The sequence below is a fragment of the uncultured Photobacterium sp. genome, assembly GCF_947502415.1.
GTDB lineage: Bacteria > Pseudomonadota > Gammaproteobacteria > Enterobacterales > Vibrionaceae > Photobacterium.
Map to the genome: position 1 here is coordinate 269169 of NZ_CANMZV010000001.1, position 25159 is coordinate 294327.

20 protein-coding genes are annotated in these 25159 nt (G+C 43.9%); 7 read left to right on the forward strand and 13 right to left on the reverse strand.

The window, feature by feature from the left end; translation table 11 throughout:
- Positions 1-114 precede the first annotated feature (114 nt).
- Complete coding sequence (locus Q0852_RS01175) at positions 115-498, forward strand: NADH:ubiquinone oxidoreductase (protein ID WP_299013087.1); 384 nt, start codon at positions 115-117, stop codon at positions 496-498.
- 179 nt (positions 499-677) lie between these two features.
- On the opposite strand, the gene Q0852_RS01180 is transcribed toward Q0852_RS01175, so the two are convergent.
- Both Q0852_RS01180 and nagA read right to left on the reverse strand, forming a co-directional pair.
- A complete protein-coding gene (locus tag Q0852_RS01180; protein WP_299013088.1) occupies positions 678-4331 on the reverse strand; it encodes a hypothetical protein in 3654 nt (1217 codons plus the stop codon).
- A 690-nt stretch (positions 4332-5021) separates the two neighbouring features.
- Positions 5022-6146 carry an N-acetylglucosamine-6-phosphate deacetylase gene (nagA, locus tag Q0852_RS01185; RefSeq protein ID WP_299013089.1) on the reverse strand — a complete coding sequence of 375 codons (1125 nt, stop codon included), beginning with the start codon at positions 6144-6146 and terminating at the stop codon, positions 5022-5024.
- Positions 6147-6451: 305 nt separating this feature from the next.
- Here nagA and Q0852_RS01190 point away from each other — a divergent pair, with 305 nt between their 5' ends.
- Positions 6452-7219 carry a DmsC/YnfH family molybdoenzyme membrane anchor subunit gene (locus Q0852_RS01190; RefSeq protein ID WP_299013090.1) on the forward strand — a complete coding sequence of 256 codons (768 nt, stop codon included), beginning with the start codon at positions 6452-6454 and terminating at the stop codon, positions 7217-7219.
- A gap of 108 nt (positions 7220-7327) precedes the next feature.
- Here the strand turns inward: Q0852_RS01190 and Q0852_RS01195 are convergent, their stop codons facing one another.
- Entirely contained in the window at positions 7328-7867 is a 540-nt protein-coding gene (locus Q0852_RS01195; RefSeq protein ID WP_299013092.1) for a hydrolase, read from the reverse strand.
- Positions 7868-8047: 180 nt separating this feature from the next.
- Positions 8048-9592: a glutamate synthase-related protein gene (locus Q0852_RS01200; RefSeq protein ID WP_299013093.1), complete on the reverse strand. Its 1545-nt coding sequence runs from the start codon at positions 9590-9592 to the stop codon at positions 8048-8050.
- 216 nt (positions 9593-9808) lie between these two features.
- Here Q0852_RS01200 and Q0852_RS01205 point away from each other — a divergent pair, with 216 nt between their 5' ends.
- Positions 9809-10495 carry a VC0807 family protein gene (locus tag Q0852_RS01205; protein WP_299013094.1) on the forward strand — a complete coding sequence of 229 codons (687 nt, stop codon included), beginning with the start codon at positions 9809-9811 and terminating at the stop codon, positions 10493-10495.
- A gap of 147 nt (positions 10496-10642) precedes the next feature.
- Complete coding sequence (gene ppiC, locus Q0852_RS01210) at positions 10643-10924, forward strand: peptidylprolyl isomerase PpiC (RefSeq protein ID WP_299013095.1); 282 nt, start codon at positions 10643-10645, stop codon at positions 10922-10924.
- Between the two features lie 31 nt (positions 10925-10955).
- Here the strand turns inward: ppiC and Q0852_RS01215 are convergent, their stop codons facing one another.
- Together Q0852_RS01215 and Q0852_RS01220 are read right to left on the reverse strand one after the other, a co-directional pair.
- Positions 10956-11249, reverse strand: coding sequence for a hypothetical protein (locus tag Q0852_RS01215; RefSeq protein ID WP_299013097.1), 294 nt, complete (start codon positions 11247-11249; stop codon positions 10956-10958).
- A 116-nt stretch (positions 11250-11365) separates the two neighbouring features.
- Positions 11366-12691 (reverse strand): winged helix-turn-helix domain-containing protein, encoded by a 1326-nt coding sequence (locus tag Q0852_RS01220; RefSeq protein WP_299013098.1) that lies wholly within the window; start codon positions 12689-12691, stop codon positions 11366-11368.
- 355 nt (positions 12692-13046) lie between these two features.
- Here Q0852_RS01220 and Q0852_RS01225 point away from each other — a divergent pair, with 355 nt between their 5' ends.
- Positions 13047-14303: an autotransporter outer membrane beta-barrel domain-containing protein gene (locus tag Q0852_RS01225; protein ID WP_299013099.1), complete on the forward strand. Its 1257-nt coding sequence runs from the start codon at positions 13047-13049 to the stop codon at positions 14301-14303.
- Between the two features lie 76 nt (positions 14304-14379).
- On the opposite strand, the gene Q0852_RS01230 is transcribed toward Q0852_RS01225, so the two are convergent.
- Complete coding sequence (locus tag Q0852_RS01230; protein ID WP_299013100.1) at positions 14380-15504, reverse strand: hypothetical protein; 1125 nt, start codon at positions 15502-15504, stop codon at positions 14380-14382.
- 304 nt (positions 15505-15808) lie between these two features.
- Here Q0852_RS01230 and Q0852_RS01235 point away from each other — a divergent pair, with 304 nt between their 5' ends.
- Entirely contained in the window at positions 15809-16087 is a 279-nt protein-coding gene (locus Q0852_RS01235; RefSeq protein ID WP_299013102.1) for a hypothetical protein, read from the forward strand.
- Between the two features lie 173 nt (positions 16088-16260).
- Here the strand turns inward: Q0852_RS01235 and Q0852_RS01240 are convergent, their stop codons facing one another.
- The 6 genes from Q0852_RS01240 to Q0852_RS01265 all read right to left on the reverse strand — a co-directional run bounded on the left by Q0852_RS01240 (position 16261) and on the right by Q0852_RS01265 (position 23491).
- Positions 16261-17187: a hydroxymethylglutaryl-CoA lyase gene (locus Q0852_RS01240; protein ID WP_299013105.1), complete on the reverse strand. Its 927-nt coding sequence runs from the start codon at positions 17185-17187 to the stop codon at positions 16261-16263.
- Positions 17188-19398 carry an acetyl-CoA carboxylase biotin carboxylase subunit gene (locus Q0852_RS01245; RefSeq protein ID WP_299013107.1) on the reverse strand — a complete coding sequence of 737 codons (2211 nt, stop codon included), beginning with the start codon at positions 19396-19398 and terminating at the stop codon, positions 17188-17190.
- On the reverse strand, positions 19391-20230 hold the full coding sequence (locus tag Q0852_RS01250) for an enoyl-CoA hydratase-related protein (protein ID WP_299013108.1): 840 nt from the start codon (positions 20228-20230) through the stop codon (positions 19391-19393). Before Q0852_RS01250 ends, Q0852_RS01245 begins: the two co-directional genes overlap by 8 nt.
- Positions 20231-20262: 32 nt before the next feature.
- The gene (locus Q0852_RS01255; protein WP_299013110.1) at positions 20263-21867 is read right to left on the reverse strand and encodes a carboxyl transferase domain-containing protein; all 1605 of its coding nucleotides are present in this window, start codon (positions 21865-21867) and stop codon (positions 20263-20265) included.
- A gap of 10 nt (positions 21868-21877) precedes the next feature.
- Complete coding sequence (locus Q0852_RS01260; RefSeq protein ID WP_299013112.1) at positions 21878-23047, reverse strand: isovaleryl-CoA dehydrogenase; 1170 nt, start codon at positions 23045-23047, stop codon at positions 21878-21880.
- Positions 23048-23113: 66 nt separating this feature from the next.
- Positions 23114-23491 carry a MerR family DNA-binding transcriptional regulator gene (locus Q0852_RS01265; protein WP_299013114.1) on the reverse strand — a complete coding sequence of 126 codons (378 nt, stop codon included), beginning with the start codon at positions 23489-23491 and terminating at the stop codon, positions 23114-23116.
- Positions 23492-23829: 338 nt separating this feature from the next.
- On the opposite strand from Q0852_RS01265, the gene Q0852_RS01270 reads away from it, so the two are divergent.
- The gene (locus tag Q0852_RS01270; protein WP_299013115.1) at positions 23830-25059 is read left to right on the forward strand and encodes a thiolase family protein; all 1230 of its coding nucleotides are present in this window, start codon (positions 23830-23832) and stop codon (positions 25057-25059) included.
- The last annotated feature ends 100 nt before the right edge of the window (positions 25060-25159 follow it).

Below are 25159 nucleotides of genomic sequence, written 5' to 3' on the forward strand. Positions count from 1 at the left end.
CTGCGGGAATATTGCGCAAGTATGAATTAAGTGTGAAAAGTGTAAAAATAGATATGTCAACGATGATATGGATCGAAATAATCTTTTTCTCATTAGTCATGCTGAGGTGTGTTTATGAAGTTCGCTTTGATTTTTCTGATTTCGTCTCTCGGTGGAGTACTTTCTGGTGAGCATTTTCATTCGTTTATGGCCGGGTTTGGGATTGCTGCTGTAGCTGTTGGTACCGGTTATTGGCTGGCATTTCGTTGTTCTACGCAATACCCGCAGTTAGCTTTACTGATGCTGCTTATGGGTATGATGGCGAAGATGGGGGTTACTATCACTGGCGTTATGTGGGGTCTGGAAGCCAATGTGATTAATTCGCCGATTGTATTTTCACTGTCTTACCTGTTTTTCTCTATCGTTGTTACTTACCTGTATTCGAAACTGCGTGAATTTCAAATGGGTAGGGATTTTGCTGCGAACTTGAAGAATAAGCTTATAGCAAAAACCGCATGATTTATAAGTTTAATAATAAGGGCGAGCATTAAAGTCGCTTTTGTGCATTTACTATTCTTATTTGTTGCGCTTGACCTATAGCTGTAAAAAATGCCAGTCAGATATTCTGACTGGCATTTTTTTATCTTAACTTGCCAATAGCTTGTCAAGAACGTGCTAAGTGGTTTGTCTTGCCGGGATTATTTTGCTTCCGGATAGCTAAATACACCGCCCCACAGATCACCACCGCCATTCGGATTCACACTTTGCCATTCTGTGCTTTGGCTGAATATCTTCAGGCTGAACTGGATACCATTGGTTGAAATAATCGCCAGGTAGTCGTTAGCCGTATGGGCAACACCGCTTACATCAGTGAAGTTGATTTCAATCTTTAAGATGCTGTCTTCGTGGATTGACCAAGTTAGCTGTTCAGTACCATTCTCGGATTCATCACGGAAGGTATAAGTACCTGTTCCGTCGTCATTGAGGCGATATTCTTCATATTCATTGTCACTGCTTGCAGCAAGGACAATTCCACTGCCGATGAAATCGGTGCTGAATTTAGCAATACGGGTGTCGCTTGTACCATTTTGAATGGCCTGACATTCAATAATTGATTGTTTGAATTCCTCGTAACTGCTGAATACCAGCGGACGATTGTTCGCATCATCCCATGGTGAGTTCATGACTTCACATTCAACAAGATTGATATTTGGATCGAAATCCTTGTAATTGGTTTTCCAGATAGCATTGTCTTCGTTGCTGAATACTGCGAATTCCAGTTCCCCAGAGCCTTCATTAATAACACGTAACAGGTCATAAAATTCAGCCGTCTCATTTGCTGCGATTTTTAGTGTACCTTCAGTATCCAGGTTCCAGATTCGGCTCTTAGGCTGACCGTTTTTGTAATAGGTTGCTGTATTATCACTGTGGAAGACATACGCACGGGCCTGGTCAGTGCTGTTAACACGAGTCAGAGCTCCGTTGGCAATATTTGCATAACTTACAGTTGGTAATGTATCGCTACATGCTGCCAGTTGGGTATTGAAACCTTCAAGTGTTGCTCCGGTTTCGACTTCCTGAATATTACACGCAGGCGCTGTGTTTACTGGCTGAAGGTCGAAAACGGTAGACCAGACATAGTTCTCGGTAACCAGGTTATTCTGCTCGTTTCGATAGGTTTCACTATCGTAGAACTTCACAGACCATTGTGAGTCATTGCGGTCAAGCAGTGCCCAGATCCATTCAGAGCTTGCTTCGCCGTTTTCTCCCCAGGTCTCAGTAAGAACAACATAGTTTCCATTAATTGCCCAGTTTTGCTTATAGGCTTCCACGTTATTTTTGTAAACAGAAACTGTACCGTCTGCATTAAAGGTATAATCTCGTTTTTCACCTTCGCTGTTGACGCGGTGGAAGTTTTTGCCGGTGAGCATTTCAGTTGAAATCGGTTCTGATACGCCGCCGCAGTCAGTCAGAGCCTGTTCGAAATCAGCCTTGGTTGCAGCGCTTTTTTCTGAGCTGTCACCTGTCGTGCAAGTTTTCAGAGACGCCGGAGCAGATGACATATCAACCGCTTCTAGCATTGCGTTGTACGCAATGCTGTTCAGCAGTAGGGCAGAGTCATCGTCTTCGGTTGTACCTGCCGGTGTGAATGAGCCGAAACGAATTTTGCCATCATGGTTTGAAAGCAGCAGGTGAGGGGTGTCGTAGTTCCAGTTATTTCCCCATTGTGAGATAACGGCTTCAGGGACGGTGAATTCCAGAATCTCTTCACCATTGATGGTTTTCATGGTCCAACTGTTAGAACCAACCAGAGTAACCGTTCCTTGTTGCCATTGCCAGTTGTAGTAGTTGGCTGTACCGTCTTGAACCAGTTCAACGCCAATTTCGTGACCGAGGGAGATACCTTTCGTTGTACTTACAGGCGCACCATTTCCGGCTGCTGTACTTGATTGAATTTCAGTTAACGAAATTGCATTTTGGCCGTCATCCTGACCGTTGTTACCATGCCAGAACCATGGAGAGTGATCGTCCAGCTCGTACATGTCGGTGTTTGCAGTTAAGGTCAATACAGCACCAGCTGCACCTTGAGGGTAGTGAGCTTGCTGGTTGACTTTCTCGCCCCATTCACCACTGTTGCTGGCGATAAGCTGTTCTGTCAGATCTTTAACGGCTCCGGAAGCGGTATAAGTCATTTCAGGAGCATTGGCCGGGTAGACAGTGATACGATTGTCGCTCATGCTGACAGCAAATTGGTCAGCAATTGTTGTCCAGCCGTTGGCGGTCATGAGCACTTCTGTATGCTCTGATGACGGGTTTTCAGAGAGAGATTTATCGGCATTAACAACATATCGTGTTGCAAGGCTAGCATCAGTACCGTTAATGGTGAATTTTTCAACGACCAGCTTCTCTCCTTCTTGATCATTACCATCAGTGAACGGAACATAAATGTTGCCACTTTCCTGGAAGAAAGCGATGACTTTGGCGATGTCAGATAAACCAGCATTAGGATCGGTTGGTGCGATATCGTTTTCATCGTCGATACCATCGTTATCATCGTCAGTGTCACGGTTGTTGCCGATACCGTCGCCGTCTGTATCTGTTGTTTCAGAGCTGTCTAGCGGGAATGAGTCTTCGGTATCGATAACATTGTCGTTGTCATCATCTGTGTCTGCGTTATTACCGATTTGGTCGCCATCAGTGTCAATGGTTTCAGTCGGGTCAAACGGGAAGGCATCGTGTTTATCCTCGGTACCGTCGTTGTCATCGTCCGTATCAGCGTTATTACCGATTCCGTCTTTATCAAAGTCGAGAGATTCGGTGCTATCTAGTGGGAAAGCATCGTCGTTATCCAGAACGCGGTCGTTATCGTCGTCATTGTCGGCGTTGTTACCGATGAAGTCACCGTCAGTATCGATGGTTTCGGTTGGATCGAATGGAAAGGCGTCAAGTTCATCAGGAGTGTTATCGTTGTCGTCATCGCTATCGGCGTTGTCGCCAGTACCATCACTGTCAGAGTCAAGCCATTCTTCAGGATCGTCTGGTGCAAAGTCGTCGGTATTTGGAACACCGTCAGCGTCGTTATCGCTAACAATGTTGCCTTCTTTATCCATTAGCTGGTTGCTAAGATCCAGCTCTTCACCTTGTTCCTGGGCTTCTTGTTTTTTTTGCTCAACGAATGTTTTGATGGTGGTGTTGGCAGTTGTTGCTTTGGAGAGTAATGTGCCTGGGGCATTTTCATCTGCTTCGGTTTTTAATTCAGCTGGGGTTTTTGGCAGGATTCCGGCGGAAACAAGGTTACGGGCACCGAACGCGGCTTCGCTGTTTTTCTCTTCGATGAAGTCACCCAAGACTTCTTTGTCATCGATACCCAGCTCGCTTGCAACTTCTGCAATGGCTTGTTCTTTATCCAGTGAGCTATTGGTTTCGAGGCGAACGTGGACCAGTGTGGAAAGAGGGGTTACGTGTTGTTCTCCGGCTGGTGCAGACATTACGTAATCGGCTGCGACGGTATTGCCCGTATCTTCATCAAGTGTTTTACCTTTGATTGAGCGGACAATGACTGGGTAGCTCTTCGGATTGTTGATACCGGTTACATCAAGATCAGCTTTACCGCCATCACCAGTAATAGCAGATGGTTCACCTTCATCCAATTGGAAATCACCATCAAGATCTAGCCAGACTTGAGCATTTTTCAGGTAGCCGTCGATAGCGGTAACGCTATATGAGGTCGCTGGTGTGGAAGGTGTTGCTGGATTAACCGTTGAGTTGCCACTGTTATTATCATCGTTACATCCCACTAGTCCCATGGAACTGGAAAGACCAAGCGCGATGACTAAATACTTCTTATTCATCAAACCATCCTTGCTAATTATAATGGTGTTTTATATTGGTATGAATTAAGGTGATTATTAATATATCTATCACCAATGTTTCGCGCGGATGATGACACAAAAGTACTACGTTTTCTAATATCAATAGCACAAATTTATTGTATTAAGTTGAATGAGTTTTGACTTTTTTAGGGACTTTTAATTCTTTATTTTTATGTGAGGTGTTTTATTGCCGATATATCATTGGTTTATATTTTTCATTAAATGGAATTAAGTTTAATGAGTTGTGAAATAATAATTTGATAGTGTCGTGGTTGCTGAGAAATTGGTGTTATGTACTCATGAGTGAAGAGTGATTGGTTGCTATTCGTTCATGGTTGTAGTGTAAGTTGACTGTAAATTGCACTGTAAGCATGTATTTGTATGAGGTGTGGGCTAGCTTACGTGTTGGGATGTGATGTTTTTTGCATGAGGGCTTGGTTGCGCAATGGCTTGTTTACGTAAAAGCTTGAGGGGGGGCTAAAGTTGACTATGTAAGTGAAGTTTACCTCTTGTAGTTGTTTGAATTTTCATATGGTAATGGTTTTTATATGGATGTGATTAATTTAATGATTATATTTTGATTGTGGCAGTTCTTTGTTGTTGGGAATATATCGCAAGCAAAGAAACATACATATTGCTTGCGATTGATTTTAAAGGTTACTTAATAACTTAAATTCGTTTTACACCCATTTGGTAGACGCTGTGGATATCATTGTTTTCTGAAAGTAACGTAATGTTGGCTTTATATCCGGAAACGAGTTTTCCATATTTGTTATCAATATTTAATGCTTTTGCCGGATATAGGGTTGCCATTCGAAGTGCTTCCTCACGGCTGATCCCGACATATTGGATCAAGTTTCGAATGCCATCGAGCATGGTAATAGCAGAGCCAGCGATAGTACCGTCCTCAAAATGACATTTACCGTCGGTAACGAAGGCCTTGATGCCAGCCATATCGTACTCGGTGATATCGGTACCGGCCGGGGTAACCGCATCTGTAATTAAAAATAACTTCTCACCTAGGATTTCATGGGCGATACGAACGGATGCATAGGCACAGTGAATACCGTCTACAATGATTCCGGCATGAGGTTTTTTATCGAAGATATAGCCGACCGCCCCTGGCTCTCTTGAGCCGAAAGAGGACATTGCGTTGTATAAGTGGGTAGCCATGTTAAGACCCACTTTAGCCTCTAATTCGTCATAAGTTGCGTTGGTGTGGCCAAGTGAGACAGTTATCCCGGCTTCTTTGAGGATATCAATAACAGATTGAGAGGTATTTTCCGGCGCAAGGGTGACGATGCTAATTTTGTCTGCATGATCAGCCAGGTAGTAAGCTGTCATTTCATCCAGGTGCCGAATGTGGATTGGGTCATGCGCCCCTTTTTTTTCTTTGCTAATAAATGGACCTTCAAGGTGCAGGCCGAGGATACCGTCAGCCGCTCTATTTTCAATATCACCGATGAGGTCGATCACGTTACGCATGGAGTCATTACCGCTCGTGATGAAGGTTGGTAGATATTGGGTGGTTCCATATTTAAGGTTGGTATGGTTCATGATATCCAGTGTTTTCTTTTGGATATCGGTATTTAGCAGTACGCCACCACAACCGTTAAGCTGGATATCTATGAAGCCAGCTGTTGCCGTAAGGCCTGTGCCATTAAATGTCTGTTCTGGCAACGTGGCTTTTTCCATTGGGACGATATCATGGATGGTATCGCCTTCTACAAGTATTGCTTGATTCTTTTGGGTGCTTTGGCCATCAAATACATCAACATGGGTAATTGCAAACATAGGCATCTCTGCTTAATCAATCAGGGTAACATTAGAAGCCTGGTGACGATGGGGCTGTCACAATACTCCCACCTAAATAAGCACATTTCACTCACTTATTTTTCAATTGAAAATAAGATAGCGATTGATGTTGTTTTAGTCAACTTTTCGGACTGTATTTTATCTTCGAGCTCTGATTTTATCTGTGACTGGTCTCAGTCTGGCAGATTGGTTCTGCTTCAGGCACAATACGCGCTTTTCATATCTAAGAATAATTATCCGAACTCTTGAGGCTGGTGCCTTTAGTGGAATAGAAGAGGTAGACCATGGCTTGGTTTGATTGGCCATTTATTTTATCCAGTGTATTTGCCCAGTTGTCGATTGGTGCATTTTTGATTTTGGGAACCGTGATTTTTAGCGGAAAATTGTGTTTTGGGCAAAGTGATCGCCTGCATCGGACGATGCCTGTCTTGTGGCTTATGTTATTCGCTTCACTGATTTTAAGGGAAGTGAATTTAATGCTGTCACAAATCCACTCAGTTTATAGTTTTAGCTCTGAGGCTATGCTAGTCACCATTTTCTTTGTGCTTGCTCTGCTATATTGGTTTGCTGAAAAAGCGTTGCTGGGAAGTGACAAGCTTAGAAAGGTAATGCTGTTTGTTGTGGTACTTAGCGGTTTGGTTTATCTTGGCCACGGTTTGGTTCAGCGTAGTGAACAATGGCTTGTTGCTGCTCATTTCATTGCAACAACATTGTGCGGTGGTGCTTTGCTTGCTCATGCGTCTTTGGTTAGGGCTGAACATAAAGTGGATGAGGTGAATAAGTACCTGCCACGTCTTGGCGCTATTATTGGTGTTGTCTGTTTTCTGACTGGTGTTCCTCAGTTAGCCGATTTGGCGGCGCGAGCTGAAATACATGATGAGATTGGGCCTTTTGTGGCTCATGTTTTTAGCCTGGGACTGTTATTGGCTGCTGTTGGTGTCTGGTTAATGCCTATCTTGACGAAGAGTAAGCCTGTGTTGAATGTAATGACATTTGCGCTGGGACTGATTTTTATCTCATCATATTGTGCGGGTGTTGGCTATTCAATTTAGTTAGCATTGATAACGGTTTGTCTCGATGAATGTCGACACTGATTAAAGATAACAAAGCCGATGGTTACTCATCGGCTTTGTTGTATCAAATCATTGTTTAGTTTGGTATTACTTAACGATGCTTAGGATTTGTTTGAAGCGATCGCCTTCGGCTACGGCCTGTAATTCAAAAAGCACCATTTCGGTACATGAAAGCTCGGCACCGGCTTTTTGCATTTTGTTTAATGCCACTTCTTTGTTTAATGCATTTCGAGACGATACTGCATCGCTGATCACTTCGACATGGTAACCGGCATCAAGCATTTGTCGAACAGTCTGGTATACGCAGATATGTGCCTCGATACCAACCACTATAACGTTTTTGCAGCCAGTTGCTTCAAGCGCAGTAACAAATTCGGATGATTTGTAGCAGCTGAAGCTGTTTTTAGCGATAGGCTGATGATCTTGTAGTTGATCAGAGATTTGCGGAATAGTCGAACCAAGCTTATCCGGAATCTGTTCAACCCATACGATGGGAAGTTCGAGAACCTTTGCTCCCTTTACAATCGTTTCCAGGTTGCGAAACAGAGTATCTTTCTGGTCCATGATTTGGGCCAGTTTGCCCTGAACGTCAATAATGACGAGGGCAGTATTAGCTGCATCAAGCATTGTAGAATCCTTTGTCCATGTAAACCAAACAGGCTAGGTTATTGTTTTGTTTGGTATAAGTTACCCGTGTGGGTAACAATCTACCAGAATATTAGGAAAATTTCTTTTATCGATAGTGAGTTAGCTGAAGGTAAAGGTAGTTTCCCGCCAGGCGAATTGTCGAGTGGAAGAATATAATTTTCAATCTCTTTGTTTAAAGCCGGAGTATTCGATACCTGCAAGACGTGCCATGTCATGATGCCACGTAGCGAGGTCATCTTTGTTGAATTGGTTGAGATGTGAATGACCGCAGGCTCTTGCTAATACTTGCATCAGTTCTGTAGAGGCGTTCAGGAAGTTAGATAGTTGCTTGGCGGCTTTTTCCGGATTGAGTTTTTGGCGTAAGTCTTTATTTTGAGTTGCGATACCTGCAGGGCAGTTATTGGTGTTACAGATGCGAGCAGATACACAGCCTATCGATTGCATAGCGCTGTTGGCGATGGCGATGCCATCGGCACCCAGGGCCAATGCTTTGACAAAATCCGTTGGTGTGCGAAGACCTCCTGTAATGATCAAAGTTACATCACCTGATACGCCTTGTTTATCGAGGAAATACCGGGCTCTGGCAAGGGCCGGAATAGTGGGAACGCTGATATGATCCCGGAATATTTGTGGGGCTGCACCAGTTCCGCCACCGCGGCCATCGAGGATGATATAGTCAGCACTGGCTTCAAGGGCAAAGCTGATATCACGTTCGATATGGTTGGCACTGAGCTTGAAACCTATAGGGATTCCGTTTGTGATTTCCCGGACGTTATTGGCAAATTCAGCGAAGTCTTTCACCGTTTTTAAATCGGTGAAAGTTGGGGGAGATATTGCGTCTGTACCGGGTTTAAGACAGCGAGTTTGGGCTATCTTGCCAGTATTTTTGATTGCGGGAAGGTGTCCTCCTATTCCTGTCTTAGCTCCTTGGCCGCCTTTGAAGTGAAAAGCCTGGACTTTATGCAGCAGCTCTTCGTGATAGCCGAATTTTGCACTGGCAAGTTCGTAAAAATAACGGCTGTTGGCTTGTTGTTCTTCGACAAGCATTCCGCCCTCGCCGGAGCAAATACCAGTACCGGCTAATTCGGCACCTGTAGCTAACGCAGTTTTCGCTTCCTCGGAGAGCGCCCCAAAGCTCATGTCAGAAATCAATAAGGGAATATCCAAGACAACGGGCTTTCGAGCTTTGGGACCGATCACTAACTCTTTTCCTACGGTGGTATTCTCCGATAAAGGTCTTGTCGCCATTTGAGCGACCATGATCTGAATCTCATCCCAGTCAGGTAGCTGATAGCGTGGGACTCCCATTGCTATCATGGGGCCATGATGCCCCATTTCTGACAGGCCTTCACGCGCAAGTTGATGTATAAAAGCAACGCTTGGTTCTTCTTTGGTGGGTGAGGCTATAGGCATTCCTTCTGATGGCGTCGTGACGCCTGGACCTTCTTGCCCGACATCGGGTGCAGAGAATTTTTTATGTGTACCGTCGCAGAAAGGCGCATTGCTGGTATGTTTACAAACGCATAAATAGGCATCTGCCGTTTTATTTGCTTTGAAAGCTTTTGGAGTGAGGCCTGTTCCAATATGAGAACCATCGCAAAAAGGTTGGTTAGATGAGCGTCCGCAGGTGCAAAAGTGGTATTCCTTATCTTGTTCTAGACTAACTTTTATCGGCTGATTGTTGGCTATAATCGGCTTGGTCATTACTCCACTCCTTGCTTCTTCATAGTTGTTCTGATTTGTTTTTGCTATGTCGATTGAGTATGGGGGAGGTTTGGTGAATTTGCAGGTGGCTAAACAGGCAGAATATCTTGCTTTGTTATGTCAATTTACAGTTTGTAAGAGTAAGACTCTTTACAGATGGGTCAATTCGCGGAACAATGGTCGGGAATTAACTTTTAAGTAACGTTTGAAGAGATTATGGTAGAGAAGAAAGCGAATCCATTTACTGATTTGATTTTTAACGTGATTGTTCCTTCTATCGTACTCATGAAGATGAGTGGTGAGGAGCAGTTAGGATCGGTAGGCGCGCTAGTTGTCGCTTTAGCATTTCCTGTAGTGTTTGGTGGCTATGAGCTAATCAAGTTTAAGAAATTTAACTTTATATCTTTGCTTGGCTTTGTCAGTGTGCTTCTAACGGGCGGTATCGGTTTACTTGAACTAGATACAAAATGGTTAGCCGTAAAAGAAGCGTTAATTCCGGGTTTAATCGGTTTGGCTGTGTTCATTTCAACCTTTACCAAATATCCAGTTGTTAGCAAGATGCTGTTTAATGACGCAGTGTTAAATTTATCGCTTATTAAAGAAAAGCTAACTGAGAATGGTAGACAAGCTGACTTTGACAAGTGTTTGTTGAGGTCTAATTATCTGTTTGCTAGTACGTTTGTGTTCTCATCTGTTATGAATTACGTGTTGGCGACGATGATTGTGACCAGCCCGTCCGGTTCGCAAGCTTTTAACGAGGAGTTAGGTCAATTGACGCTGATGAGCTACCCGATGATAGCGATTCCTTCTATGGCGATGATGATGGGGATTTTTTACTTCGTATGGCGTCAGATCCGTCAGATGACAAATTTGGAAACATCGCAAATCTTTAAGATGCAGTAAGTGATTGAGATCGAGTCGCTAAGCTCTTCCTATGTTTTTATCAATGCCAGCCGAATATAGGCTGGCATTTTTAATTGTTCTTGCTACTTAAAGGGATTTGTCGCACACTTTCCGCGATTTATTTATAGTTAGATTAGGTTTGCTATCATGGCTTCAACAGCAGCAGCGCTTCATATTCTGGTGAAGCACAAAGAACAAGCAGATGACATTCTGAAGCAATTAAAAAAAGGCGCTAAATTTCAAACGCTTGCAAAGAAGCACTCAACGTGTCCTTCAGGCAAGCGTGGCGGAGACCTAGGTGAGTTCCGTAAAGGTGCGATGGTACCAGCGTTTGATAAAGCAGTGTTTACTGGTAAGGTGCTAGAGCCAATTGGTCCGGTTAAAACCAAGTTTGGCTATCATATCATCAAGGTGCTTTACCGTACCTAGTAAGAACATCTGAAAGTACTAAAAAGAGGCATCATTTGATGCCTCTTTTTGTATGTAATGGGATAACGATTTGATTACGACGAGTATCTGCAAAGGCTAAAATCAGAGGGTAATAGTGTTTTATCGTGGCAAGGTAGCCTGCTAAAACGATAAAACCTAAGCTGATGAGATCACTATATTCCTGAACATTTGAGGGGGGGATCTTCAGGAGCAATCCCATACTAGCACCTAGTAGACAAAGCCCGAACATCATAGGGAAAGCCAGATTAAAGAATGGCTGAAAATTGAAGAATATAATGAACAATCCTTGCTTTATCCAATTCATCGGATTTCTCCCAACAAATAATATTACATTAGGTTAACAATTTGTTTGGGTATAACCAATAGGGGATTAGTTTGGAGAGGGTAGGCTCCGGCTATTAGCTAGCCGGAGCTGAGGGGTCAATTACATTCGGGATTAGGGTTTAACCGGAGGAAGTTTTTACATTTGGCAATGGTGCTGAATTCGGGAAAGTCTGAGGTTTCTGAGCCTTGTTTGTTGAACCAATAAAAGCCAGCAGCGTTGGAGAACCAAAGGTACAGTCCGTCCTGACGGTACAGCATAAAGCTATCATAGCCAATGGCTTGTCTGTATAAGCCGTCGAAATAGGTTTCCATTTGACTTGGAAGCTGAATATTCATCTCAGTGAGTTCTTCCTTGGTTTTGATCCAGTAAAAGTATTCCGGTGTTGTGGTTGTCACTGCAATAAACGGTTCTACGTTTGTTTCTTTTAGCCTAAATTCTCCGCCTTTGAATGAAACCGGAACGAACTCTGTTTGTTCATTGTTCATTCGATAGCTGATCCCGGTGAAGTTCCAGTAGTTATTGTCTTTTTTATGAACAAAATACTGGGATAAATTTGGAGAGACTTTACCGTTCTCTAAGAATAAGTTGTACGATTTAGCTGAAGACGTGATAGTGATATCGTCATTAAAGACAGACATACAGCCAATTGATAATGATTCTTCTGTCATGAGAGGCCAAAATGAAGTGAGATCCATATGCTTGAAAGTTAATGCTCGGGCAGAGTTAGGTTCACAGGTGTTTTGGTTGTTTTTGTCGCAAAATGCAATAGAGTAGTAATTTTGCGTCTTAGCAATGAAAAATAATTTATCTTTCAATACACTAGGTGAAATATGTTGATTTGTTCGATTTTGGAGAAATTCAAGGTCTTTTTCGTTTTGAGCTAATAAAATAACGGTGTTGTTATTATCTTTATTAACAACTTTGTGAACAAAGTCTTTCGGTTGTAAATATAAATAGCCTGCTAAACTGAAGACAATAAATAACAAAACGCCGACAGCCAAAATTGATAGTTTTGATTTTTTAATACTTTTTTTTCTTGGGAAATTCGGTAATAAACCAGTGGCTGTAACTTCCGTTGATGGTTGAGGTTCAACGTATGGCGTTATTTTGATTTTGTATCCCAATTTTGGGATTAGCTCAATTATCTGGCCTTTTTCTTCTTCTTTAAGTTTTATCCTGAGGTTTCTGATTGTTTGGAATAACGATGTCTTAGTAACGTTTTTCCGTACCCAGCCTGCGGCCAGTAGATCTGGTTTGGAAACCATACGAGGCGAGTTGATGATCAGGGCGTATAAAACCTCTCTCTCTGCCCGGTTCAGGTCGATTGTATGTTGTTTGGAGGTGAGGCGCTTAGTTGAGCAGTCAAAGTATATAGCTTTGCCTAGCTTTACCATGCGGGTCGCGTCTTGATGATCGGACATGCTCTTTTTGCTCAAGTGAAAGTGACTTTGTTTGGATTGCTTTCAGTAGGTAAAAATAACCGACTGATTTATTTATAATCATTAGTTTTTACTCTCGAATACTGCCATACAATATTTGGATAAGCTAGTTAAAGGTATCTATAAAACCTTCAATATTTCAACTGAGTATCATTATTTTAGTTAAAGATGGTATTCGTTTTTCCTTTTAATAATTTTTTAACCGTAAAAAATATCCAATATGGTTATTTTTGCGACAGGGTGATATTGCACAGGTTCCTATACTGAACTATGTGCCCATTGCTAGACATTAATAATGAATTATAGGGCGCGATGAACGGCAGTTTTTGGGGGCTTTATGGATATAATAACAAAGCGGATCACTGTCATTACACCTGTTCTTATTATAGGCACAATCGTAATTAATCAAGGTGCTTATGCTACTGAGGTAGACAGTTCAGAAACAATAACAGATATGATTTCTGATGAAGTGTATGATGCTATTTCGGAGTTGATGACATTGGCGAGTAACGTAAGAGGCGATAAACTGGGTAAAGGTGAGCTTTCCCATGCCGCTTCTGGTTCTGCTTCGTTGACAAACTTTCGCGGCTTGAGTGGTAATGAGATGGTTCAGCGTGCCAGTAACCTCCGTTTTGCCGCTAAACAGAAGACATTACCATTTGGCTTAAATTTCCAATTATCTGAATTGACGTTATATCAAGATGGGTATTTAAGTGAGCAAAATTATTCTCGCCTAGGGGCATATGTTCGGCTGGATTCTAATTCCATAAGCGCAGCTAATGATAAGGCTTACTTTCTGAATGATGCTAATTCTGAAATAGATGGATACTCGGTGACACTGGGTGGCGACTATCTTTTAAATGACCATTATTTATTTGGCGTTGCTCTTGGTTTGCCATTTAATGAAGTGGAAAGCGAGCATGAAGAAAATGAAATTGATGGTTTGGTTGCATCAGGGTATTTCAGTTATTTCCATGACGATTGGTTCGTTGACTTTACGGCCAGTTATGCGTTGATGGATACGGATATAGAGCGGCGAATTCGCCATTATAGTGATAGTGTCTTTAATGATACGAATGAAGCTGATTCAGATATTTGGGTGTTCTCACTGGGGAGCGGTTATGTCGTAGATTTTAATTATCTTAATGTAGCATTCGAGAGTAGCATCCAGTACACCTTGTCTGATACTGAACGTTATACAGAACGCCCTTCAAAGGGTAACTCTAATTACCTTATTTCTAAAGTTAATAATATTAATAACCTTGAGTCAACTATGGTTATTGCCGGAATGAGTGTGTCCCACCCATTGCGGTCAAGCTTAGGAGTTTTCCAGCCTTATATCAGGGGCTACGTGCATTACGATATAGATAGTGGTTCGGAGCGTATTATTAGCCAGCTTCAGTCGGATAACTCAGGAAGTGTTTTGCCTATTATCGTCAATACTGATGATTCAGTTTACGGTCGTGTTCACTTGGGACTTTCCGGCGCGTTTAACCGTGATTGGTATGGATACGCTGAAGCGAGTTCGTTGGTTGGACTCGATGAGCTTTCTGCTTATACGTTTACGTTGGGTGTTAGCATTTCTTTAAATTAATTATTTTCTATATATTAATGAATAGCTGGTTCGTCGATTATGTCCGAACATATTAAGAGCTTGATTAGGCATTAGGCTAAGGCGAGGGGATGTTTCTTTTCAGTCGATCAATACCGCCTTCTGCTGAGCTGAAATATAATTCAAGTTCAAGCATGATGCCGGGGTTGATTTTGTAGTTAAAGTCTTCCTGAAAATCGAATTCTGGTGTGGCTGTAAAATATAACCATTTCTTGTACAGGCGATGTTTCCAGCTAATTGAGACCCATGAGTTTGTTATCGAATAATTGGGTCTGGAGTCGGCACTAACACCGATTGTATATTGAAGAAGGTTATCTTCATTGATTCTGTCGAATAGTTCAGCTTGCTGCACCACTTCCCAATTATTATCTGTGTCAAGATACTGGGCGTTCACTCCTAGTTTGAGGATGGTTGAGGGAGCCTGGCTAATAGCATGGTAGAAATTTAATGAGGTTAATGTTCCAGGCCCTTTTGATTTATAGTAAAACACCTCTTGTTTCAGGCGACTTGTCCACTCGTAGCTGAGTTGGTCGGTTCGGTATACTTCGACACGAGTAAAAGGATCGAGAGGTAATTTGATTTTTAATCCAAGATCAAAGTTTGTTTTCCACTCTCCGAGTTTTCGCCCCTGAAGTCGGATACCACCAACGGCACCTGTCAGGCTACTTTCACTGTTGGCACTGATCCCTCGCTCTTTATCTTCAAGTCGGTCAAAGTCATCAGGGTCACTTTCAAAAATCAGTTTCCAGCTCTTTTTGGTATGAGGTAAATCCAGTTTCAAGTACACATTGGCATCTGTTTCAAGGTCTTCTCTGTGTGAGTAACGGCTTTTGAATCGAAGCCGAAGGTAACTTCGATTATTGATAGGAACTTCATGATCTTTTTTACCAACAAAATGATCAAATGAGGTGCCATATTCATGAATGCTGTCAGCAATAGAAACCTGGGTGTCATCGATCCACGTTTTTATCCCCCCGATTTGTTCATCATTATTAGTTTCTATTGCTGACTCATCTTCATATTCAGTCGTTTTATGGTTTGCATACAGATAATGTGTCGTTAAGAAGCATGTGATTAAAATTAAATATTCAAGAAGAGTGCTGATATTGAAAGTTCGAAGATGTTCTATAAACAAGGATGAGTAGTTAAAGTGCTTAAATAGGCGAATATCTCTAAGCATCATCAATAACACCATGATTTAATAACATTTTTAAGTATAGCTGTTTTGTGGGATGAAACCAGAAATGAGACTTGATAATTATAATTTGAGATATTGTTCTAGGAAATGAATATTTCAGGAGTGGTTTGTGGTGTCTATACGAACTGTAATTCCATTTTATTTGGTTAGAAATATTGTTTTACTGATAATTTGAGTCGCAATTTTGATGTTGGCTGAATTTTTTGTGTGATAATAAATTTTGACTACAATTGATTAAGTTTAGAAATCTGTACATTGAGGTACAGGGTGGCGATGGAGCGAATGAACGATGGATGGCTCAGACGTAGATGGAATTAAGCGAGATATTTCACTAACTGTTAATAATATCTTTGATTCTTACGAGAAGGTGAATTACTGTCTTCCTACAATGGAGGAGCTCAGGGCACTGTTTTCTGATCATGCTGAAAGCTATATTGGACCAATGAATAAGCTTAGTGTCGAGGGAATCACTAACTTGTTTGATAAACAGCAATCAAGAGAGCAAAAAATCTGGCAAGTGGCGAATGAATTGGAAGCGGAACAACGAGGTTTGAGGTCTCAGCAGTAATCCCGTCCAGATTAAATTAATTTATTTGGCATTTCGTTAGCTCTTTGAAAGAAGCGTTTTACGATGGCTACGACTGTTCGAACGTGGCCGTCGTTTTTTTGTTAGTTATACAATTATATTTAATTGGTTTATATGTTTCGTGTGAATAATAACATGTTAGTTGTTTGCTATTATTATAAATTGATTTTATTCATTCTTCGGTTTCGCGCGTTTAGAGCCTGCGAGGTTTTGGATATGGGGTAACGCCCTAGTTGCTTTGTGATTCTCCAACCAGCCTCGGCGACCTTATTTATATCAATACCAGTTTCGATATTTAGCCCTTGGCAGAGATATAAGACGTCTTCCGTGGCTACATTTCCGCTTGCACCATCAGCATACGGGCAACCTCCGAGCCCAGCGGTGCTGCTGTCGATAACTGAAATTCCCATTGTTAGAGCTTGGTAAATATTAGCCAGCGCTTGTCCCCAGGTGTCGTGAAAATGTACGGCAAGTTGTTTGAGTGGTACTTGTTTGTGTACGGCTTCTATCATAGTTGCGATTCGCAGAGGTGTCCCTGTGCCTATAGTATCTCCGAGAGAAATTTGATAGCAGCCCAGATCAATTAACGCCTTAGCAATATCCGCGACTTGCTTTGGCGGGGTTGGGCCATCATACGGGCAGTCTGCGACGCAAGAGAGGTAACCTCGAACTGGAATATTGTGTTGCTTAGCGAGGAACATGAGTGGCTCAAAGCGTTTAAGGCTTTCGGCAACCGAGCAGTTGATATTGTGTTGGCTGAAGCCTTCTGATGACGAACCAAAAATTGCAACTTCTTCAGCACCAGCTGCAAGCGCTAACTCGAAGCCTTTAATGTTTGGGGTAAGGGCAGAGTAGGTCACACCGTTTTTTCTCTGGATTTGTCTCATCACCTCCAGCGAGTCGGCCATTTGTGGAACCCACTTGGGGGAAACAAACGAACCGGCTTCGATATGACGAAGTCCGCTCATGGAAAGTTGGTTAATAAATTCGACTTTACTGGCGGTGCTTACTTGAGCTTCGTTTTGTAGTCCATCACGAGCGCCTACTTCAACAATGGTGACTTTTTTGGGGAATGATGTCATTTATGCACCTTTGTTTATTGATTTGAACTTGACCAGTTGTTCACCGTGTTCGACTTGATCGCCAAGGGAAAAGTCATAATTAGCAATCGTACCTGCATGCGGAGCTCTGACTGTGTACTCCATTTTCATTGCTTCAATGATCAGTAGCGGTTGGTCTTTTTCAACGTTATCACCTGGTTGGCAGAGGATTGCAGTGATAATACCGTTGAGTGGAGCTAATGCTTGATTTTCTTCATCCTGAATGTGCTGGTAATCGGTGTTATGGCCAATTACAAAATGCTCATACCAGAGCTGGTGGAATACGTGATATTGCTTTTGGCAATGGATGACGGCAAAACGTGCTGATGCTCCATCAATTTCTATATGAAAATCAGTCTGTTTCTTTGAATGGGGCTTAATGGACGCCGATAACACATTAATTTTTTGATTTGTGGAGAATTGCGATTGTTGCTTACGAGATTGTGTGTGAATAGTAACCTGCGTTAGGAAAAGTTTTTTAGTGCCGGTTGAATGTTCTGTGCTTTTTCCTGTTTTGAGGGCAGTCAGAGGGAGCTTGAAACGAAATTGATAGCAGTCCCCATGTGGCAGGCAAATGGGGATGTCCTGATAAGGGGGCTGGTTAAGCCGCCAGTTATGAAAATGTGGCGTTATTTGTGAGGTTAAATTTTCCCCAATAGCAGCAATTGCAGCAAATAGTGCGAGCTTAGGAACGGTTTGTTCTATTTTTCTGCTATTGGATGAATCACAAGTCAGGCGATGTGTTGGTGCATTGGCATTTTCAAAATCGTCTCTGAAATGTTCAATGATATGAGTATTGAGTCTGGCTTCTCTGAATGCTGGATGGCGAATGATTTTCTGTAGATATTGGATATTCGTTGTCAGACCGATAAGGCGGTAATTCGCTAAAGCCGAGGATACTTCATGGGTAGCGAGCTCCCTGTTTTCGGACCAGACAATGAGTTTTGCCAGCATCGGGTCATAATGAGATGTGACAGCGTCACCCTTTCGGATGCCTGAATCTACCCTGATAGTTGAGTTGTGGGTGCTTTGGGGTTTCGGTTCCTGCAGGAGCTGAATGTGTCCGGATGAAGGGATGAAGTCATTCTCGGGATCTTCGGCATAGATCCGAGCTTCAATGGCATGTCCGTGATGGTGAACTTGATCTTGGCTTAGTGGTAATGGGGCACCCTCGGCGACTTTTATTTGCCACTCCACGAGGTCTTGCCCGGTGATTAACTCAGTGACAGGGTGTTCTACTTGGAGTCGGGTATTCATTTCCATGAAGTAGAAGTTATCTTCATTATCGAGTAGGAATTCTACTGTTCCTGCACCGATATAACTAATAGCTTTTGCTGCATTGACAGCGGCTTCGCCCATCGTTTTTCTGAGTGATATCGGTAAATTTGGGGCGGGCGCTTCTTCTATGATTTTTTGGTGGCGTCGTTGGATAGAGCAGTCACGATCAGAAAGATAAATGGTATTGCCGAACTCATCAGCAAAAATTTGGATTTCAATGTGCCTTGAGTTTGGAAGGTATTTTTCGATTAACAGTTTGTCATCACCAAAGGCGGACTTGGCTTCTCGGTGTGCGCTGGCAATAGACTCAGGCATTTCATCACTAGAGTTAACAATGCGCATTCCTTTTCCACCGCCGCCAAGGGCCGCTTTGAGTAGTACTGGGTAGCCAATTTTGTCGGCAATATTCAGTAACGTTTCGACTGTGTTGTCTTCGCCATGATAGCCCGGTATCAACGGAACCTGCGCTTTTTCCATAATCGACTTGGCTTCAGATTTCGAACTCATCGCCAGCATCGCTTTGCTGGGTGGGCCGATAAAAGTAATCGCGTTTTTTTGGCAGGCTTCAGCGAACTGGGCATTTTCAGAGAGAAAACCGTAGCCAGGGTGAATGGCATCAGCTTTTGTTGTTTTGGCTGCGTTAATAATGTTGTTGATATTAAGATATGAATCTGCTGCTGGTGCTTTGCCTATCAGGATCGCGCGATCAGCAATATCAACATGCTTTGATGAACGGTCTACTTCAGAGTAGACAGCTATTGTTTCTATTCCCATCTTCTTCGCTGTGGCGATAACTCTACAGGCAATTTCCCCCCTGTTGGCAACCAATAATCGGCAAATCTTTCTGTTGGTTATGGGATGTTCAGTTTCGTCTGAAGTGACTGGGATGGCGGCCTTATTTGTTGGCTTATTCATGCTTTGCACTCCATGCTGGCGGGCGTTTGGCAAAGAATGCTTTTAGTCCTTCCTGGCCATTGGGCGAGACTCGAATATCAGCGATGAGTGCACTGGTTGTATCTCTGAGCTCTTCATCAATTTCTCGGTTATCACATAACTGGCAAAGTGATTTTGCTTGGGTGAGAGCTTCGGGGCTGTTGTGAAGGAGTTGATCGATAAGGTGAGAAAGAAGCCGTTCAGTTTCTTCGTAGCAGCTTCTTATCTCATGGATGATCCCTAGTTTTCGCGCGGTTGCTGCATTAAGACGTTCTGCTGTCAGCATATAGCGTCGGGCTTGTCTTTGGCCGATCGTGCGACAAATATATGGCCCTATGGTTGCCGGGATCAGGCCGAGCCGGACTTCGCTAAGGCAGAAATGACTTTCTGCGCTGGCTATGGCGATATCACAGCAACAGATCAGCCCAAGGGCACCACCATAGGCACTGCCATGCACCTGAGCAATTGTTGGCGCGGGGAAAGTATCGAGCTTTGCCAGCAGGTTTGCTAGTTGGGTCGCATCATTGTGATTTTCCTGAATGGATTTATCCACCATGGATTTCATCCAGTTAAGATCGGCTCCGGCTGAAAAGTGATGTCCTTTGCCATTGATAACCAGTACACGTATGTCACTTCTTTCCTTAAGTAATGAGAGATAGTGGCTAAGTGCCTGAACGACACCTGCGTCAAAAGCGTTATGTTTGTGGACCCGGTTGAGGGACAAAGTGGCTACGCCTGTATTCGTAACAGTACAAAGTACATCAGCATCAAGTTCTGTATGCAGATTAAAAAGACTTGATGTGGACTGGTTCATTATGAACTCCTTGGCTCGCCACACTGGGCATATTACATCCTGAAAATTCCAAATTGGCTGTCGGGGATCGGCGCGCGCAGCGATGCCGTCAGAGCTAGACCGACAACTTCGCGGGTCTGGCGAGGGTCGATAATTCCGTCATCCCAAAGCCGCGCACTGGCAAAGTAGGGGGAACCCTGTTTTTCATACATTTCATGAATTGGCTGTTTGAATGCTGTTTCTTCTTCCTGGCTCCAGGCTTGCCCCTTACGTTCTTTAATATCACGGGTTACCTGAGCCAGTACTCCTGCGGCTTGTTCACCGCCCATGACTGAAATTCGGGCATTTGGCCACATCCACATCATAGTTGGATTGTAGGCCCGGCCACACATGCCGTAGTTCCCGGCACCGTATGAACCGCCGATGATGACGGTAAATTTGGGCACGTCGGCGCAGGAGACAGCCATCACCATTTTTGCGCCGTGTTTGGCGATCCCTTCTGACTCATATTTTTTGCCAACCATGAAGCCAGTAATATTCTGGATAAACAGGAGGGGAATTTTCCGTTTGGCGCAAAGCTCGATGAAATGTGCCCCTTTCTGGGCTGATTCGGAAAAAAGAATGCCGTTGTTGGCCACAATACCGATCGGATGGCTATAGAGTCGGGCGAAACCGCAAACCAGGGTTTCACCATATAGTGCTTTGAATTCGTCGAAGTCAGAATCGTCGATGATTCTGGCTATCACTTCTTTGATATTGATGGGTTTGTGCAGGTCTGTACCGACAATGCCAAATAGTTCATCCATCGGATAGCGAGGCGGCGCGACTGGTTTTTTAGGGAGCTCTGATGCCGTTAGGTTGCAACTGGCAATAGCCTGACGTGCCAGCTCAAGGGCGTGGTATTCGTCATGGGCAAAGTAATCAGCAACTCCGGATGTTTTGCAGTGTACGTCGGCACCGCCCAGTTCATCGGCGGAAACAACTTCTCCGGTGGCAGCTTTAACCAAAGGTGGCCCGGCTAAAAAAATGGTTCCTTGTTGTTTTACGATTATCGATACATCTGCCATTGCCGGAACATAAGCCCCTCCGGCAGTGCAAAGGCCGAGCACAACGGCGATTTGCGGGATACCTTTGGCCGACATGCGAGCCTGATTGAAGAAAATCCGACCGAAGTGATCCCTGTCGGGGAAAACGTCAGCCTGATGAGGCAGGTTGGCACCTCCTGAATCGACCAGATAGAGACAAGGCAGGTGGCAACGTTCGGCTATTTCCTGAGCGCGAAGGTGTTTTTTGACTGTTAAAGGATAATAGGTTCCGCCTTTTACTGATGGGTCATTGGCGATGAGCATACATTCAATGCCTTCAACGTAGCCAATTCCGGCAACAACACCGGCGCAGGGGATATCCTCGTCATAAACATCCCAGGCTGCAAACTGGCCGATTTCAAGGAAAGGACTTCCTCTGTCGAGTAAGGTATCGACTCGCTCTCGGACGGGTAATTTACCTTTTGCTTTTTGTCTTTCTATAGATTCGTCGCCGCCACATTGAAGGATTTGATGAACTCTAGTCTGAAGTTCATCAACTAGTTCTGCCATGCTCTGCTGATTGAGTTTGAATTGAGCCTCTCCGGGATGGACGTGCGTTTGAATAATTGCCATGATGTTATCCTTATCTTGATTCTTCAAACAATTCACGCCCGATGAGCATTCGGCGAATTTCTGAGGTTCCTGCTCCAATTTCGTAGAGCTTTGCATCCCTGAGTAAGCGGCCGGCCGGAAATTCATTGATGTAGCCATTACCGCCAAGTAACTGAATGGTATCAAGGGCAAGTTGGGTAGCGAGTTCAGCACTGTAGAGGATCACTCCTGCGGCATCTTTGCGGGTAGCTTCACCTCGGTCACAGGAAGCGGCAACTGTATAGACATAGGCACGGGCTGCGTTGGTGCGGGTATACATATCGGCAACCTTGGCCTGAACCAGTTCGAACTCGCCTATCGACTGACCAAATTGTTTACGGTCATGAATATAGGGAACAACGACATCCAGGCATGCCCGCATAATACCTAGTGGCCCAGCGGCTAGGATTACTCGCTCATAATCCAGACCTCTCATCAGCACACTGATCCCTTTATTGATAACGCCTAATACGTTGTTTGCAGGGACTTCACAGTTATTAAAAACTAACTCACAGGTGTTAGAACCTCGCATTCCGAGCTTATCTAGCTTTTGTGCATGGCTGAATCCGGTAAATTCTCGTTCGATGATGAATGCAGAAATGCCATGAGAGGTCGCTTCTGGAGCCGTTTTGGCATAGACAACAAAAGTATCCGCATCAGGACCATTGGTGATCCACATTTTGCTGCCGTTCAGGATGAAGGTATCACTATGTTGTTCGGCTTTGAGTTGCATGCTGACAACATCCGAACCTGAGTTTGCTTCGCTCATCGCCAGTGCACCGACTTTTTCGCCGCTGATTAAATCAGGAAGGTATTTGGCCTTTTGTTCTTCTGTGCCGTTTCGGTAAATCTGGTTAACACACAGATTGGAGTGTGCGCCGTAGCTTAAGCCTACTGAAGCCGAAGCGCGGCTGATTTCTTCCATTGCTATTACATGGGCGAGGTAGCCCATATCTGCGCCACCATATTCTTCGCTGACAGTCACACCGAGCAGCCCCATTTTCCCCATCAATGGCCAGAGTTGATGGGGAAATTGATTGTCTTTGTCAATCTGCGAGGCGAGTGGATCGATGGTTTCCGAGGCAAAGTTGTTGACCTGTTCGCGCAGCATATCCAGTGTTTCGCCGAGACCAAAATTCAGTGGAGTGAACAGATCTTTCATAACATCTCCGGTTTAACCAAGTAGTGATGAATGAGCATGTTTATGGACATGTTTATGGAGTAGAGGCTAAAGATTACTTGAGTCAATCAATGCTTGTTTACAGCGTGCTTTTGCCGTCTGTAATTCGTTCATGACTGCGTTAATGTCATCGAGTTGGCGCTGCAAAATAGCTTGTTTATCATCAATGATCCTCAGCATTTCATGTAGTTGGTTTTTACTCTGGTCAGTATCGTATAGCTCGAAAAGTTCGCGAATTTCTGCCAGTGAAAATCCTAGTCGCTTTCCCCTTAGAATCAGTTTGAGCCGGACTTTGTCCCTGTGTTGATAAATTCGGGTACTGCCTTTTCTGGAGGGATGTAGCAAGCCGACATCTTCATAAAAACGGATACTACGGGTCGTTATATCGAACTCTTTCGCCAACTCGCTGATCTTGAAAGTTTCCATTGTTCGATACCCTCCTGGTAAGGGGTTTTTCAGGTAGTGACACTGGTGAAATGCTGCTGACGGAAAGAAAATGCATGCATTGCTGGCTAGCAGCATTTCGCCTGTGTTTCTATTTTGTTTCTGAATATAGAGCCACTATACCTTCACCAATTTGGATTGTTCTCAAACGGCCGGAATTGCTCTGATTGCCTCAGGTTATTGTTCGGTTTGTTATTAACGTTTACGTAAATGTTAGTGCTATGCTTACGTAAACGTCAAGAAATCGAAATTGTCTAAAATTAACAATTACTGGCATTCGTTTTCGTGCATATTGCTATCGTCAAAGAGAGGGCGGAGTAATGGATAAAAGCGTTTGGATTGTGGCTGCCCGCCGTACGGCTATGGGGAGTTTTCAAGGTCAGTTTTCATCGCTGTCGGCACCTCAATTGGGGGCGTTTGCCATTCGGGGTGTACTGGATAATGCGGGTATTAAGCCTGAACTTATTGATGAAGTGCTTATGGGCTGCGTACTTCCTGCGGGGCTGGGGCAGGCTCCGGTCAGACAAGCGTCATTGGGGGCGGGGCTTCCTGTTTCGGCCGGTTGTACAACGGTTAATAAGGTGTGTGGATCAGGGATGAAGTCGGTCATGCTAGCACATGACCTGATCCAAGCCGGGACAGCAAGGACTGTGATTGCCGGCGGAATGGAAAGTATGTCCAACGCGCCTTATTTGCAAAAGGATGCCCGCAAAGGGATCCGGTTAGGCCACAGTACCTTTTATGATCATATGTTTCTCGATGGTTTGCAGGATGCCTACGAAGGGCAGCTCATGGGTTTTTATGCTCAGCAGATTGCGGATAAATATGGCTATACCCGTGAAGAGATGGATTACTGGGCGGCCCTGTCAACAGAGCGAGCCGTCGCGTCTCAGTTAACGGATGTACACGATAACGAAATTGTTCCGGTTCGGTTGGAAGGCAGTAAGCGTGGCGTCTCATTAATTGAACAGGATGAACACCCAGGTGAAATTAAGATTGAAAAAATAGCGGAATTAAACCCGGCATTTGCCAAAGAAGGAACGGTGACGGCGGCAAACTCAAGTGCGATATCAGATGGCGCGGCAGCGCTGCTGGTGATGGATGCTGATTTTGCCCGACAGCAAGGGTTTACGCCATTGGCCATTATCAAAGCCCATACAACACATGCCCGACAACCATCCGAATTTACTATTGCTCCTGTTTATGCCATCCGTCAATTACTTGAAGACCTTAGTTGGTCTGTCGCTGATGTTGATTTGTGGGAAATCAATGAGGCTTTTGCCGTTGTAACTCAAATTGCTATTCAGGAGCTTGGGTTAGATGAGTCCAGGGTTAATATCCATGGTGGAGCCTGTGCGCTTGGTCATCCGATTGGAGCTAGTGGAGCGAGAATACTGGTAACTCTGATTCACGCACTAAAGAATCTCGCCATCAGTCGAGCTTCAGAGGCTCAGCAAATAACGACTGAGAGCCTTGCGCCAATGAAAGGAATTGCGGCCTTATGTATCGGAGGCGGTGAGGCAACTGCTGTGGCAATTGAGGTGCCTTAGTTGGTCTTTGCTGATAACGCCAAGCAGAGCTGCGTTATTGGATACTGAGTCAGGGTGAAACAGTTCAGGTTGAAAGCTATTCAATAAGGGTGAAAACACG